Here is a 15,553-nt window from a genome sequence, read left to right as displayed (position 1 = left end):
ATCAAGCTCCTCCTTTTTGTTTTTCAATCCCATTCCAGCGTTTCGCTTCAGGAAGGCGAATGCCGAATTGGTCCAACGTTCTGAATACAATATGGTCAACCATTTCCTCTAAGCTGCTCGGCTGATTATAAAATGCCGGCATCGGAGGAAGAATGATGGTACCCATTTTCGTAAGCGCTAGCATATTTTCGAGATGAATCTGGTTCAAAGGCGTCTCTCTCGTTAAGAGGACGAGTTTTTTTCTCTCCTTGAGCATGACATCCGCCGCACGCGTCAGCAGATTATCCGCCATCCCGGTGCGAATGCTTGCGAGAGATTTCATGCTGCATGGCGCAACAATCATGCCATCGGTATCAAACGACCCGCTTGAAATGGCTGCCGCCTGGTCCTTATGCGAATACGTGTATGTGGCAAGTTGTTCTACTTCTTTTAAGGTATAGCCTGTTTCGTGTTTGATCGTGACGTTAGCCCAAGGAGACACGACGAGATGGGTTTCTACTTCGGCCGCCTTCAGCCACTCCAGCAGCCTGACCCCGAAAATAGCCCCTGTTGCCCCTGTCATTCCGACAACGAGTTTCACTTTGCCCCCTCCTTTACGCTTGAATTCTGCTTTCATTTCCATCATACTCCTGATATATCCATATGAAAAATATCTGTTAAATCTATATTTAATACCTAAAAGGTATAGTTAGGAGGCACTTTCTTTTGGACATTCGCCAGCTTCGATATTTCATTACCATTGCCCAAGAACAGAAAATCACGTCCGCCGCCAAAAAACTCCACATGGCGCAGCCGCCTTTAAGCAGGCAGCTGAAACAGCTGGAGGATGAGCTAGGTGTTGTTCTGTTTGACCGGAATAAGAAAAAACAAATGACGCTTACATATGAAGGAACTGTTTTTCTGAAAAGAGCCAAGGAGATTCTGCATAGGTTTGAGGATGCCGTCATCGAGGTACAAGAGCTGAAGGAGGAGGTAGCCGGCACGCTGGCAGTGGGTTCAACGATTTATTGCGCGGCTCTGATGCTTGAAAAAGTAACACAGATCAAAGAGAGATACCCGCACCTCACCTTTAATATTTGGGAGAATGAGCCTGCGACACTGTTAGAGCTGCTGGAAAGCCGTCAAATCGATGCTGCGGTCACGACGACACTGATCAAAAGCGATACAGTTCAATTCAAACAGCTTGATGACATTCCATGTGTGCTCGTGCTTTCAGAAGAAGCCGGGTATCCGTGCGGTGACACCATTAAAATGGAGGACATTCCTTCCTTTCCGCTGATTCTGCTGCGGCCTGTCAACGGAAAAGGCGTCTATAATCAGGTCATGAATGAATTTCATCGTTTGAATCTGGAGCCGCGCATTGTTTGCGAATGCCACGATTCCGCAACTTTGCTCAGTCTCGTCTCATCCGGATTCGGCGCGTCCATTCTGCCCGTCACGATGATTCCCGTCCATATGAGAAACCACGTTCACACCGTCCATATCGAAAACAATCCCTTCATTATGACACCAGCAGTCATGTGGAGAACAGACAGTTATTTGCCAAAACCGGTACAGCAATTTTTGGATTTGTTTTAAAAGATTTTGCCTTATGAAAACCAAATACTTGACTCATACTAAAAAAAAGTTATCCTTTAGATTTGTAAGCTAATTTTTTATTTCAATAAAATCAACCAGAAAAGTGGGGAATAAGATGAAAAAAGCATTATTGGCTTTATTCATGGTCGTAAGCATTGCCGTTCTCGCAGCTTGCGGAGCAGGAAATGACAATCAGTCAAAAGATAACGCCAAAGATGGCGATCTTTGGGCTTCTATTAAGAAAAAAGGTGTGCTGACAGTCGGTACGGAAGGAACATATGAACCGTTCACTTACCACGACAAAGACACTGACAAGCTGACTGGCTATGATGTGGAAGTCATCACAGAAGTCGCAAAACGCCTGGGACTGAAAGTCGACTTTAAGGAAACGCAATGGGACAGCATGTTTGCCGGCCTGAATTCCAAACGGTTTGACGTCATTGCCAACCAAGTCGGAAAAACAGATCGTGAAGACAAATATGATTTCTCAGATAAATACACAACATCAAGAGCCGTTGTCGTGACGAAAAAAGACAACAACGATATTAAGTCCGAAGCAGATGTAAAAGGAAAAACATCAGCTCAATCACTGACAAGCAACTACAACAAATTAGCTACAGATGCCGGCGCGAAAGTAGAAGGTGTTGAAGGCTTGGCACAATCCCTTCAATTGATCCAGCAAGGCCGCGTCGATATGACATACAACGATAAGCTTGCCGTATTGAACTACTTAAAAACATCAGGCAACAAAAACGTGAAAATCGCGTTTGAAACAGGCGATCCTCAGGAAACGTACTTCACGTTCCGCAAAGGAAGCGGCGAGGTTGTTGATCAAGTCAACAAAGCTTTAAAAGAAATGAAAGAGGACGGGACTCTTTCTAAAATTTCTAAAAAATGGTTCGACGAAGATGTTTCTAAATAATCTGCCGGCATTGACGCTTGGCACGGCGATCCCGTGGGATCTGGTGCAGCAGTCATTCTGGCCGATACTTTCAGGGGGAATCTACTATACGATTCCCCTTACCATTCTTTCCTTTATATTCGGAATGATACTGGCGCTGATTACGGCGCTTGCCAGAATGTCGAAAGTGAGACCTTTGAGATGGGTGTTCAGCATATACGTATCCGCGATACGGGGCACTCCTCTTCTCGTTCAATTGTTCATCATTTTCTATCTGTTCCCGGCCTTTAACATCACATTAGATCCATTTCCAAGCGCAGTTATCGCCTTTTCATTAAACGTCGGCGCCTATGCATCTGAAATCATTCGGGCATCTATTTTATCCGTGCCGAAAGGGCAATGGGAAGCCGGCTACACAATTGGCATGACACATCAGAAAACGCTGTTCCGCGTCATTTTGCCGCAGGCGTTTCGTGTGTCGATCCCGCCATTATCCAATACCTTTATCAGCCTGATCAAAGATACATCCCTTGCCTCTCAGATTTTGGTCGCTGAGCTGTTCAGAAAAGCTCAGGAAATCGGCGCGCGGAATCTTGATCAGATTTTAGTGATCTATATTGAAGCAGCCTTTATTTATTGGATTATCTGCTTCCTGCTTTCACTCGTCCAGCATGTCATCGAACGGCGTCTTGACCGCTACGTGGCCAAATAAGGAGGTTCCGAGTATGCTTACCGTTAAAGGATTAAACAAATCATTCGGTGAAAATGAAATTTTAAAAAAGATAGATATGAAGATTGAAAAAGGGAAAGTCATCGCCATACTTGGGCCTTCAGGTTCAGGGAAAACGACGCTGCTCCGCTGCCTGAACGCGCTGGAGATTCCGAATCGCGGGGAGCTTGCATTTGATGATTTCTCCATCGATTTCTCCAAAAAAGTGAAACAGGCAGATATCCTAAAGCTGCGCCGGAAATCCGGAATGGTATTCCAGGCGTATCACCTGTTCCCGCACCGCACAGCCCTTGAAAACGTGATGGAGGGTCCTGTTCAGGTGCAAAAACGGAACAAAGAGGAAGTCAGAAAAGAAGCGATTCAGCTTCTTGAAAAAGTCGGATTGAAGGACAAAATGGATTTATATCCGTTCCAGCTCTCCGGCGGCCAGCAGCAGCGCGTCGGCATCGCCCGTGCATTGGCGATTCAGCCTGAGCTCATGCTGTTTGACGAACCGACCTCAGCGCTTGATCCCGAGCTTGTCGGAGAGGTGCTGAAGGTTATCAAGGATTTGGCCAACGAAGGCTGGACCATGGTCGTCGTAACTCACGAAATCAAATTCGCCCAGGATGTGGCGGATGAAGTCATCTTCATCGACGGCGGCGTCATCGTGGAACAGGGACCGCCGGAGCAAATTTTCTCCGCACCAAAGGAAGAACGGACGCAGCGGTTCTTGAACCGGATTTTGAACCCGCTGTAAAATCTTAAAAAAACCCAAAACGAATGCCGTTTTGGGTTTTTTCTTTTATAAGATCTAGTAATAACTCCTAGAAGTTTGCGGTTTTTTTGCGGACAAGCATCATATTGCAAATGATATGGGGTCAGCAGTACCATCATCACACGTAGGCGTTAAAATTAACGAATGGTATAAGATGATTCGTCAATTTAGTGTACCTGATGCCGAAGTTTTAAAGGCAGAGGTTGAGCTAGAAATAAAGGCAATGGAAGAGGATCAAGATTTACTTCTCTATTATTCTCTTATGTGTTTTCGGTCACCAATTGATGTTAGACTCCTTAGAACCGCCAGAGAAAAAATATGAGCGACCAAGCATCTCAGAACTGCTTGAGAAAATTGAAAACCACCAAAAAAGGCTTACTGGTCTTCTTAAATATTATTCATTATTTTTCCGTGGAATGTATGAATTTGATCAAAAAGAATATGTAGAGGCAATCCATTATTATCGAGAAGCTTTACACAAGGCTGAACATTTGAAAGGAAAACAAGCAAATAGGATTATCGGGGTAATCCACCATAACTTAGGACTGGTATCAACAAGAGGTGGAAATCTTACAGATGCTGAGTATTTTTTCAGAAGAGCATTAGAAATGAAAGATCACATGAACACAGCTAATAGTATTAGGACATTATATATGATGGCAAATGTGCTTTATCAATCTTCTAAACTGGATGAAGCACATTTATTTTATGAAAAAGCATTAAAACTAGCCTTGCATTGTAATGAAGAAGAATATAAAGCAAAATTAACAATCATTTATTCAATTTATGAAGAGTATAATGAGAAAGAAGTGGAGCGCAGCCTTAAATATTTGGAAAAGAAACGTCTATGGTCTGAATATGCAGAATTAACAGAAAAAATAGGTGACTTTCATTTTGAAACAGGAAATTTACCGAAGGAAGGAATTTCTTAAAGAGGACTATAAATGCCCAAACTCAAATACTAAAAGTTACGGAGTCGCTATAATGAAAGAACTTATTATCAGCACCGCTTTGATTGGTTTCCTTTTTGCTGGTTTATTAAATGCAGGATCATACGCTAACGAGTCAGACTCATTTCAAGTAGCAGAAAAGGCAATAAATATTTAAACCAAAACAGGGCTGCCACAGGCGCCCTGTTTTTTTGTTGAGCCCCTTTCGCCTATTCCGCCCTTCTGTCAGATGTGCTACAATGACAATCGACTGATTTTTACGAAAGAAGGGACCTCACGTGAAGCAAGAACTTGTTCTGCGCTGGACATTTTATTTTGCCGGTTTGATCATTTTGGCTTTTGGTGTATCCCTGACGATAGAAGGAAAAGCACTCGGCATTAGTCCGTGGGATGCATTTCATTACAGCCTGTTTCAGCACTTCGGGCTTACCGTCGGCCAGTGGTCCATCATTATTGGAGCGCTCATCGTCGGATTAACGTCATTGTTTACGAGGGCTTGGCCAAAAATTGGGGCGATCCTGAATATGGTGCTCATTGGTATATTTATAGATTTTTTCAATTTCATTCTGCCTGCCCCCTCGACCTACACGGGCTCCGTCATCGTCTTCTCTCTCGGTGTGCTCCTGATCGGCTACGGCGTCGGTGTTTATGTATCAGCAGGCCTTGGCGCGGGGCCGCGTGATTCACTGATGATGCTGATTACAGAAAAAACCGGCTGGAATGTGCAATGGGTGCGGAACGGCATGGAAATAACAATTTTATTTGCGGCATGGGGCATGGGCGGCCCGATCGGTTTTGGCACTATTTTGACCGCCATCCTCACCGGACTCATTTTGCGCTTTTCATTGCCCCAGTCAATCCAGCTGCTGAATTATGCTGTGGCAAGGCGGACAGCCGCTGTGAAAGCATCTCCGCCTATACACTAAAACAAAGCCGCCTCGGCTTTGTTTTTTTATTTTCTCCTCTATATGAGTCTTGTTGAAGTATGATAGGATGGTTTTGACAATCTTTTGCAGACGGAGGATCTAGAATGAAGATTTACGGAATGTATATGGACCGCCCGCTTTCACAGGAAGAGACTGAACGGTTAATGTCTTTCATATCGCCTGAAAAACGGGAGAAATGCCGGAGATTTTATCATAAAGAAGATGCTCACCGCACCCTGCTGGGAGATGTGCTCGTTCGCTCAGTCATCAGCGGACAGTATCAGCTGGACAAAGCCGACATCCGCTTCGGCGCGCAGGAATACGGGAAGCCCTGCATCCCTGATCTTCCTAACGCCCATTTCAACATTTCTCACTCTGGCCGCTGGGTCGTTTGTGCGTTTGATTCACAGCCGATTGGCATCGATATTGAAAAAATGAAACCGATCAGCCTTGAGATCGCCAAACGCTTCTTTTCAAAAACAGAGTACAGCGACCTTTTGGCAAAAAATAAGGACGAGCAGACAGACTATTTTTATCATCTATGGTCAATGAAAGAAAGCTTTATCAAACAGGAAGGCAAAGGCTTATCGCTTCCGCTTGATTCCTTTTCAGTGCGCCTGCACCAGGACGGGCAAGTATCCATTGAGCTTCCGGACAGCCATACACCGTGCTATATCAAAACCTATGAGGTGGATCCCGCCTACAAAATGGCTGTGTGCGCCGCGCACCACGATTTCCCCGAGGATATCACAATGGTCTCGTACGAAGCGCTTTTATAAGTGGCTCATCAGCAGCTTGACGCCATGCTCAATATCTTCCGTTTTCACATTGGAAATACTGATTTTTAATAGATTTTCTTTCGGATAATCTGATAAATAATGACGGTCTATCGCCTCAAGGAGAACCCCTTGTTTTTTCAGCCTTTGAATCACCCTTGAGGCTGGCAGATCCCGAGGAAGCACCAGATGGGTGTGCATGCAGGGTGCCTGCCCGCTGGAGAACGTAAAGCGGCCGCTTCCAAGCTGCCTATGTGTTTGGATGGCTTGATGAAGCCTCAGTGACCGTTCCTTATAGGAAGCGCGGATCTTCTCCTTATGCCTGCCGTACATGCCGCTTTTCAGATAAATCTCCAACGCTGCTTGAGAAATCATCGAGCAGTCGATGTCGTTCAGCTTTTTGTACGTGTGAAACGTGTCAGCCAGCGCATCCGGCAAAACAGCGGCCCCCACGCGAAGGCCGGGGAACATCATTTTCGAGAAGCTTTTCAAATAAATGACATGCGAGGACAGATCATATGCGTACAGCGGATCTGCCTTTTTATTTTCCTCCAAATCACCGAGATAATCATCCTCAACGAGATAGACATCATACATTTCTGCCAGTCTCACAAGCTCTTGTTTATCTCGCTCTGACAAAGAGCAGCCAAGCGGGTTATGGAAGCGCGGCATCGTATAAAAAAATTTGATCGATTCTGTCTGAAACAGCCGCTCGACCTCGGCTATATCTAGCCCCTCTTCTGTTCTTCTCACTCCGATAGCAGGAATCCCAAGCGTCTCAAGCTGTTCAATCATCAAATGATAGCCCGGCTGTTCAATGGCGATCTTCTCTTTCCCATTTGGAAACGGCATTGCACAAAGCAGGGACAACGCCTGCTGAACACCTGATGTGATGAAAATATGCCGTTCATCCGCAAATACCTGCTGATTGGCCAGCAGCTTTCGGAGTACGCGGATGAGTGATGGAAGCCCCTTTGGCGTTCCATAAATAAACAAATCATTTTTGTATGTATCAATCGCTTTGTTGATGCAGTGCTGAAAATCAAGATATGGAAACACCTCGGGGTCCGGTGCAGAAGTGGCAAAGTCGATGGGGCCCGGCTGCCCGCTTTTTGATTTTCCCGTCTTTTTCACAATATAATAGCCGCTTTTCGGAACCGAGTAGATGAGGTGGCGCTTTTCCAGCTCCTGCAGCGCGCGGATCACTGTGCTTTTGCTGACTTGGCAGCGGGCGGACAGCTGACGGATGGACGGGAGCCTGTCTCCTTCTTGATAGGCGCTGCTTTGCATCATCTCCTCTATCCTCGTTAAAAGACTCATATATTTCTCCATGCTTCTCCCCCTGTTTTGTACCGGTACAGTTCATTGTTTTTCTCATTGTACCGTTCTGGTCACAGCCATACAATAAAATAAAGCGACCGGCGCTGCAATTCAGATAAAGGAGCACCTCCCATTATGGTTAAAAATCAGCAAGCATCCGCTTATATGGCGGCTATCTTATATTCGTTCATTATCGGTTTATCCTTTCTATTCGTAAAAATCGCACTGCAAACAGCTGAACCGTTTGATATTCTGGCACACCGGTTCACCATTGCGTTTGCCGCTGCCACTGTACCGGTCTTATTCGGCTGGGTAAAGCTATCAATCCGTGTAAAGGACGTCATTGCCATTTTGCCGCTCGCCCTGCTGTATCCGGCATTGTTTTTCAGCTTTCAGGCATTCGGCCTTGTGTACTCCTCCTCCTCTGAAGCGGGGATTATTCAGGCAGCGATTCCGATTTTCACGATGGTCCTTGCCGCCTATGTTTTAAAGGAACGCTCGACATGGACGCAGAAGGGCTTTACGGTTTTATCCGTTGCCGGCGTCATGTTTATTTTTGTGATGAAAGGCGTTGACGTGGAATCAGCCAGCTTAAAAGGATCTCTGCTGATCCTGCTGTCCGCTTTGTCCTCCGCGATGTACAATACCGCTGCCAGAAAAATGACGCAGCGGTTCAAGCTGACCGAGCTCACTTACATCATGTCAGCGATCGGCTTTGTCGCCTTCAACGCCATCGCCCTTGTGCGCCACGGAGCGGCTGGAACTGTCGGCACTTATGTTCAGCCATTCCGGGAGCCCGATTTTGTTCTCGCGATTGTATATTTGGGCGTGCTGTCTTCACTCGTCACTTCGTTTTTGTCCAACTATACGCTATCGCGGATTGAGGCGTTTAAAATGAGCGCTTTTAATCATATGTCTACCATCGTGACGATGATTGCAGGAGTGGTGATTCTAAACGAAAGCCTGGCCTGGTATCATCTTGCCGGAGCGGTTTGTATTATTATTGGCGTGCTGGGGAGCAATACCAATCTGCAGAAAAAGACAAATCGCCATAGGGCCCCTGCAAAAAAATGAGAAATTATGCTAGACTGGTAGGAAAAACATGGTTTGAGGTGTAAGGTTACCGTATGACTCAATATGCTAGTGAAAGTATTAATCTTCCAGGAGAGATTACTTTTAAAGACGTAAGAGAAATCTTTTTTTATCAACTCGGAAAAATCTCATTCTTTTACTTTATATTGTTTTGCGCCATTTTTGCTGCAGTTCATTTCATTAACGGATGGCCCCGTATTGTTTATGGCAGCGAAGCGCTTAACTTGTTTATGAATAGTATTTTCATTATCGTGATGTCTGTTTTGTTTACACTGCTGCTCCTCCTTCTTCTATATGTAAAGTTTTTCAGAGCATACAAGAAGAACGAACGGATCAAATCCAAAAGAACGTATACCCTCAATCAAGAAGGAATCCGTATATGTTCTAAAAAGTATGACCTTATTTTTAATTGGAATGAAATCACGGCTGTTTTCGAATATAAGAATATTTTCCGGATCAATACATCCAGCAGCCAATATATTGCGATACCAAAACATTTTTTTCATTCCAAAGAGGAGATGAACAGATTCCGAGGAATTATCCTTAATCATACCGAAACAAAAAAAGTAAAATTCAAAAAGGATCAGCGCTGACAGTGCTGATCCTTTTATATTGATTGATGCGTTTCTTTTGCCTTCTGTTTATCTAAAAACGGCACCAGCTCCATTCCAGCCGATACACCTACAAACACGATGCACACAACAACAATCAGCAGATAATCATGGGTCATGTCAAAAAACAACCCGCCAGCATACACGCTGAGAGCCCCGGCGATCTGATGAATAAAGAAATTGATGCCTAACAGCGAGCCGATCAATCCTGTTTGATAGCTTTCTGAAATAGACGCCGCCGTCAGCGGGATCACACCTGTGTAACTGAGCCCGAATAACAGGATAAAACTGAAGTACCAAAGTTCGCTGTGATGGATTCCGAGAATGGGAATGAGCAGGCAAATCAGGCTGAGCAGCCGAATGAAAAATAAGATGGATAACATCATGCTTCTGCTGCCGAGGAGATCTGACAGCCAGCCTGCCAGTAATCCGCCAATGATAATAAACGCCCCGAACGCGGCCATCATTCCGTTGACATGAGAGACATGTGCATCCTTCAGCATCGGAACGAGATGAGCATCAATGATTCCCATTGTAAATCCGCATGTAAACACGCCGAAGTAAAGGATATGAATAAGACGAGACTGCTTTACCACGTTCCAAAATCCCCGCCAGTCATAAGATTTTTTCACTGACGGCGCTTGCACATGTGGCGGGTGTTTCATCCCGAAGGCAAGGAGCGGCAGCAGAACTGCCGCCATGACGATGCCCAATAGGGTATAGGTGTTTTGCCAGCCGGCATGATACGGAGCCGCGGCCCAAATGGGCGAGAGCAACAGCAGGCCCGCTGAGTTGGCATTGGTCAAAATAGCGAGCGCCAGGCCTTTGTGTGTGTCAAACCAGCGGCTGATGAAATACTGGGTCGTCACGCCGACTGCACACGAATAGCCAATTCCGCCGAGCACTCCGTAAATGGCAGAAAACACATGAACATTCGGTGAATACGGAAGCACCAAAAAGCTTGCGCTGATACAAACAGCTCCGAGCGCCATAATTTTTCTGACGCTGAACCGGTCAATAAAAAAACCGACAAAAAACTGAACGATGCCCGTTGTAATCATAAAAATGCTGACTGAAACCGAGATCAGCGACCTATCGGCATGGAAGGTATCCGCCATCGGCAGCATAAAAAATTGAAAGGAATTTCTGAATGAGTTCATTCCGATGGCGAAAACAAACGTAAACAGCAATACAAACCATTTCATCTTGGGAGACGCGTGCATGTTTCGACCTGCCTTTATTTGAGTATTGCGACTATTATATCATGTAAAAATTGACATTCCATACAAAAAAGCGGAACAGCCAGCGCTGTCCGCTTTTGATCACGATTGAATGATCGGATGCTGATTCAATATCGCAAAAATCCGTTCTGCCACTTCTTCCGTATGTGACAGCAGAAACATGTGCCCGCCGTCAAATTCATGAAATGTGATGTCTTTCGCCCACTTCTTCCAGCCTTCCGCATCCCGTATGCATTTTTCATCATCAAGCCCGTTAAAGACATGAACAGGTGATTGGATCGGGCTCAGATCGTGAAGCTCAAATTGTTCAAGGGCCCGGTAATCTGATCTGAAGGAAGGCAAGAAAAAGGACATGACCTCCTTATTTTCCACAAGCTCCGCAGGCATCCCTCCTAATTTGATAATATGATCGAGAAACTGATCATCAGGCAGATGGGACACTTTCTTCCGCTGAATATGCGGCGGCTGTATCGCAGAAATGATAACCGCCTGCGGAAAGATGCCTTCCCGCTCCAGCTTTTGCGCCAGCCTGAAGGTGATCATTCCGCCCATACTGTGTCCAAACAGCACAAACGGCCGATCAGGACGAAGGTTCAATTCTTGTTTGTACAAATCGGTCAGCTCTTCGAGATCCTCAATAGCTGACGTTTGATTCGTTCCGTGTCCCGGCGGCTCGGCAGCAAGCATCTCACATTCCCCTTGCAAAAAAGCATGGAGAGGGCGAAACGATGCCGAGTAGCCGCCGGCAAATGGAAAACAGATGAGCTGCGTTTGTTCCGACGCATCAAATGATTTGAAGAGTTGGCTCATTGGCCGTCTCCTCCTTTCACACTTCATTTAGGAAACCGTTATGGTTTGTGTATTAAGAAATTCGAGCAAAATCCCTGCATTCCTATCTAAAGTTTCGCCCTGCAGCATTTCAGCGTGTGTTCCGAAGCCTCTTTTCACACGATAAGCACCTGTTGTTGCCTCTTCCCACGATGTAAGCCATTCCGGCATGTCAAAATCAGCGCCAGAAGTCAGCAGATCAATATCCGCTTTCACCTGGCCTGTGCTGATCAGGTTGACGTAGTAAGAGTAGAAAGCGTGTGTTTTTTGCTTGAGGCCTTGTTTGACGGCTTCGCTGTTGAGCGCTTCATTGTCCCGGTTGACATTCATCAACGCTTCAACATCACTCTCAACCGTGCGTCCGTCCAGATCACTGACACCTTGTTTTTTATAGGAATCCACCATGATGATCCGCTGAACAATGCGTCCTTGTTCCTCAAGCCTTTTGGCAGCTTCAAACGCCAGGCTGCACCCCGCTGAATACCCGAACAGTGTCAAAGGCCCTTCCGGCTGAAGCTTCTGAATCAAATCCGCATAGCGGTCAAGCCGGTCTTCCTCCTCAATAAAATCAAAGGCGTACAGCTTGTATGACGGCAGGCGGCTGGACAGATTTTGGTACATAAGGCCATAGCCCAAGACCGGCGGGAATGCGAAAATGATCTGATCCTGATCGGGATTCATTATTGTTACATCCTGCAATCCATCTGAGCCCCCGTTTTTCAAATACGCTGAAATACTGGCGATCGTCGGCGCTTCAAACAAAACCTTTACCGGGAGATCAATCCCGAGCTCTTTCTTGATGCGGGAAGCGGCGGTCATTGCCTTCAAGGAGTGCCCACCAAGCACAAAGAAATCATCATGAATGCCGACCTGCTGTCTGCCAAGAACCTCAGACCAGATTTGTGCGATCGTTTCTTCCGTCTCATCTCGTGGCCCGATCCATTCTTCCGCCAGCTGATCCTGATCCGGTTTTGGCAGCAGACGTTTATTGACCTTCCCGTTTGTCGTTAAAGGAAGCTCGTCCAAGAAAGTAAAAGTTTGCGGCACCATGTAAGCAGGAAGCTGTTTTTTCAGGTGCGCCTTTACACCTTCAGCTGAAAGCTGCGTCCGGCTCACGAGGTAGGCGTTGATTGATGCATCGCCAGACTCATGGCGATCTGCCACCACGACCGCATCTTTCACACCTGGATATTCCTGCAGCTGCTTTTCGATTTCTTCAAGCTCAATCCGGTGTCCGCGTATTTTGACCTGGTCGTCAATCCGGCCAGCATATTCAATCGTTCCGTCCGGCAGCCAGCGTGCTAAGTCCCCTGTGCGGTAAAGCATTTCTCCCGGTTTGAAAGGGTTCGTGATAAACTTTTGCTTCGTCAGGTCATGACGGTTTACATACCCTTTAGATACGCCCATTCCGCTGATGCACAGTTCACCGACCGCCCCGAATGGCTGGAGCTGGTTTTGCTCGTTGAGAATATAAACACTGGCATTGCTGATCGGCTTTCCGATCGGCAATGAGGAGATGGAATCCGGTATATCATGCACGATGTGAGCGGTCGCAAACACCGTTCCCTCAGTCGGCCCGTAGCAGTTAATCAGCTTGCCCGGCCCCATGATTCGCAGCGCTTTTCTGACGTGAGGCACAGACGCACGCTCTCCGCCAAATAACACGCAGCGAAGCCCTCTCATCCAATCCTCTCCCGCATCTATGAGAAGATTAAATAGAGCAGTTGTCGCAAACATGACATTGACATTCTCCTGCTGGATCAAATCTGTGAGCCGTTCTGTATCAAGCAGCGTATGTTCATCTGCGATAATGAGCCTTGCCGCATTTAATATTGAAGCGTAGAAATCAAAGGTAAACGCGTCAAAGGCATAATTCGAAACAGATAAGAACGTATCTTTTTCAGAAAATGCCATGTAGTCTACGTGCTTGACCAATCCTTGAATATTGGCATGAGTGGTGATATTGCCCTTCGGCTCTCCGGTTGTGCCGGACGTGTACATGATATATGCCGGATCATCGGGTTCAATCGCGATTGCTGGGTCGCTTTCCTGTTCTGCAAATCGTGTTTGATCATCGATGAAGAGCGTTGTTCCTGTATACGGCAGCTGAGCCGCTTTTTCTTTCATCTCCTGATGTGTCAGCAGACAGGCTGCCGCACTGTCAGTCAGCATATATGAAATTCGGTCCTCAGGCAGCTTTGGATCAACCGGCAGATAAGCCGCTCCTGCCTTTAATACGCCGAGAATGCCGATCACCAGTTCAAGTGAACGCTTCGTGTACAACGCTACAACGGAGCCTTTGCCCACGCCTTGCTTTTGCAATCGGCGTGCAAGGCGGTTTGCTTCCTCATCTAATTCGCGATAGGAAAGCGTCTGGCCGGAATACGCAAGCGCCGGTGCATCCGGATTGACGTTCACCGCTTCCTTGAACCACTCCGTCAGAGGCTTTGCCTCATGAGTTTGAGCCGGCGGGTTTAAGCCAGTAAGCAGAAACGCTCTCTCCTTGTCGTCAACGAGATTGATCGTGCTGACAGGCTGATCCGGCTTTTCGATAAGCTGCTGAATCGATGTGAGAAGCTGAGATTTCAGGCGCAGGATAAACGCCTCATCAAACACATTCTCGTTATAGGCTAGCTTAATCAGCATCTCATCCCCCGGGGAAGCCATCAGGTTAAGATCATAATTCGACTTCTCAAAAACATGTACATCCTCCATATCAAAGCCGTTTTCACTGTTTTCTTCATTTTTTGCATCCTGTAGCGGATAATTTTCAAAGACAATGATATGGTCAATCAGTTTTGGCTGATCGGCCTGTGTTTGGATGTCATAGAGCGGCACATATTGATGCGGCTCAGACTGAAGCGATTGCTCCTGCAGCTGCTTGAGCAAACCGTTAAATGTGATATCCTCAGACAGTTTCACACGTCTTGGGACAACGTTGATAAACAGCCCGACCATATGTTCAACACCTTTGATTTCCGCGGGACGCCCAGAAACGACTGTGCCGAAGGTCAAATCATCAGACTGCTGATAACGGCTGATCAATACGCTCCAGACTGCCTGAAGTGCTGTACTCAAAGTGGTATGCTGCGATTTAGCAAGCTCGGTAAAGGCCTTTGTTTCCGCCTCCGGCAGTGAGAAGAGCAGTTCTTTCGGCTCGTAGCCGTCTGTTTGTTTCTTTCTTTGCTCCGCGAACGTCGTCTGTCCTTCAAAATCCTCTAAGTACTCTCGCCAGTAACGCAGTGATGCTTGTTTATCCTGCTTTTCAAGCCACTTGATATAGTCTTTATACGGTTTGACAGGCGGCAAACTGTACGGCTTTTGTTCACGCAGGGCATTGTATACCTTGAACAGATCCTGCACGACGATGCCGAAGCACCAGCCGTCCAAAATAATGTGGTGGTAGCTCCACACCCATTCAAAGCTTTCTTCAGCTTTTTTGAAAATGGCTGCCCGCATGGGAATATCCCGCGTCAAATCAAAACCCTTGATCTTATCCTGTTCTTTGTATTTATTGATTTTGGCTGTTTGCTCGCTGTCCGTTAAGTGTGTCAAATCGATTTCTTCTATATGAAACTGCCGTTTTTTCAATACGACTTGGACAGGTCTTTTTACTTTTTCGTGAATGAACACGGTACGAAATACATCGTACCGGTCCATGATCACATTCATGCCTTCTTCAAGACATTTGATATTCAAGCTGCCTTTTACTTTCATCGTGATTTGTTCAAGGTAAAAGCTCTGGCCGGGATTCAGGATGGTATGAAACAGCATCCCTTCCTGCATCGGCGATAGGTAATACATATCTTGAACCTGATCCTTGCTAAATTGACTCATATGCTT

Annotated in this window: 14 protein-coding genes and 1 pseudogene; 10 read left to right on the top strand and 5 right to left on the bottom strand. The window is 46.2% G+C overall.

Features of this window, described 5'->3' with window-relative positions:
* Position 1 precedes the first annotated feature (1 nt).
* A complete protein-coding gene (locus GYO_RS24400) occupies positions 2-616 on the bottom strand; it encodes a non-oxidative hydroxyarylic acid decarboxylases subunit B (RefSeq protein WP_029316764.1) in 615 nt (204 codons plus the stop codon).
* Positions 617-705: 89 nt separating this feature from the next.
* On the opposite strand from GYO_RS24400, the gene bsdA reads away from it, so the two are divergent.
* The 8 genes and pseudogenes from bsdA (at position 706) to GYO_RS24365 (ending at position 6,621) form a co-directional block, all read left to right on the top strand.
* Positions 706-1,578, top strand: coding sequence for a transcriptional regulator BsdA (gene bsdA / locus GYO_RS24395; RefSeq protein ID WP_014112633.1), 873 nt, complete (start codon positions 706-708; stop codon positions 1,576-1,578).
* Between the two features lie 115 nt (positions 1,579-1,693).
* Positions 1,694-2,500: a cystine ABC transporter substrate-binding lipoprotein TcyA gene (gene tcyA / locus GYO_RS24390; RefSeq protein WP_014112632.1), complete on the top strand. Its 807-nt coding sequence runs from the start codon at positions 1,694-1,696 to the stop codon at positions 2,498-2,500.
* On the top strand, positions 2,487-3,191 hold the full coding sequence (tcyB, locus tag GYO_RS24385) for a cystine ABC transporter permease TcyB (RefSeq protein ID WP_014112631.1): 705 nt from the start codon (positions 2,487-2,489) through the stop codon (positions 3,189-3,191). Before tcyA ends, tcyB begins: the two co-directional genes overlap by 14 nt.
* Before the next feature lie 13 nt (positions 3,192-3,204).
* Positions 3,205-3,948 (top strand): cystine ABC transporter ATP-binding protein TcyC, encoded by a 744-nt coding sequence (gene tcyC, locus GYO_RS24380; RefSeq protein ID WP_014112630.1) that lies wholly within the window; start codon positions 3,205-3,207, stop codon positions 3,946-3,948.
* A 115-nt stretch (positions 3,949-4,063) separates the two neighbouring features.
* Positions 4,064-4,898 (top strand): annotated as a pseudogene (locus GYO_RS24375) (response regulator aspartate phosphatase).
* Between the two features lie 52 nt (positions 4,899-4,950).
* Complete coding sequence (locus tag GYO_RS44225; protein ID WP_014112628.1) at positions 4,951-5,073, top strand: hypothetical protein; 123 nt, start codon at positions 4,951-4,953, stop codon at positions 5,071-5,073.
* Positions 5,074-5,194: 121 nt separating this feature from the next.
* A complete protein-coding gene (locus GYO_RS24370; protein WP_014112627.1) occupies positions 5,195-5,842 on the top strand; it encodes a YczE/YyaS/YitT family protein in 648 nt (215 codons plus the stop codon).
* 104 nt (positions 5,843-5,946) lie between these two features.
* Positions 5,947-6,621, top strand: coding sequence for a 4'-phosphopantetheinyl transferase family protein (locus GYO_RS24365; RefSeq protein WP_014112626.1), 675 nt, complete (start codon positions 5,947-5,949; stop codon positions 6,619-6,621).
* Here the strand turns inward: GYO_RS24365 and GYO_RS24360 are convergent.
* Complete coding sequence (locus GYO_RS24360) at positions 6,616-7,950, bottom strand: aminotransferase-like domain-containing protein (RefSeq protein ID WP_014112625.1); 1,335 nt, start codon at positions 7,948-7,950, stop codon at positions 6,616-6,618. The genes GYO_RS24365 and GYO_RS24360 overlap by 6 nt on opposite strands.
* 123 nt (positions 7,951-8,073) lie before the next feature.
* Between GYO_RS24360 and GYO_RS24355 the strand changes: the two genes are divergently transcribed.
* Both GYO_RS24355 and GYO_RS24350 read left to right on the top strand, forming a co-directional pair.
* Positions 8,074-9,012 carry a DMT family transporter gene (locus GYO_RS24355; protein WP_014112624.1) on the top strand — a complete coding sequence of 313 codons (939 nt, stop codon included), beginning with the start codon at positions 8,074-8,076 and terminating at the stop codon, positions 9,010-9,012.
* A gap of 53 nt (positions 9,013-9,065) precedes the next feature.
* On the top strand, positions 9,066-9,623 hold the full coding sequence (locus GYO_RS24350; RefSeq protein ID WP_014112623.1) for a YcxB family protein: 558 nt from the start codon (positions 9,066-9,068) through the stop codon (positions 9,621-9,623).
* 14 nt (positions 9,624-9,637) lie between these two features.
* Here GYO_RS24350 and GYO_RS24345 read toward each other — a convergent pair whose 3' ends face one another.
* The 3 genes from GYO_RS24345 to srfAC form a co-directional block, all read right to left on the bottom strand.
* Positions 9,638-10,864 (bottom strand): MFS transporter, encoded by a 1,227-nt coding sequence (locus tag GYO_RS24345; RefSeq protein ID WP_014112622.1) that lies wholly within the window; start codon positions 10,862-10,864, stop codon positions 9,638-9,640.
* Positions 10,865-10,963: 99 nt separating this feature from the next.
* On the bottom strand, positions 10,964-11,692 hold the full coding sequence (gene srfAD / locus GYO_RS24340; RefSeq protein WP_014112621.1) for a surfactin biosynthesis thioesterase SrfAD: 729 nt from the start codon (positions 11,690-11,692) through the stop codon (positions 10,964-10,966).
* 27 nt (positions 11,693-11,719) lie between these two features.
* On the bottom strand, positions 11,720-15,547 hold the full coding sequence (gene srfAC / locus GYO_RS24335) for a surfactin non-ribosomal peptide synthetase SrfAC (protein ID WP_014112620.1): 3,828 nt from the start codon (positions 15,545-15,547) through the stop codon (positions 11,720-11,722).
* Between the last annotated feature and the right edge of the window lie 6 nt (positions 15,548-15,553).

It is taken from the genome of Bacillus spizizenii TU-B-10 (assembly GCF_000227465.1).
Taxonomy (GTDB): Bacteria; Bacillota; Bacilli; order Bacillales; family Bacillaceae; genus Bacillus; species Bacillus spizizenii.
Note: the sequence above shows the minus strand (reverse complement) of the source record. Positions and strands in the feature narration are given on the sequence as shown.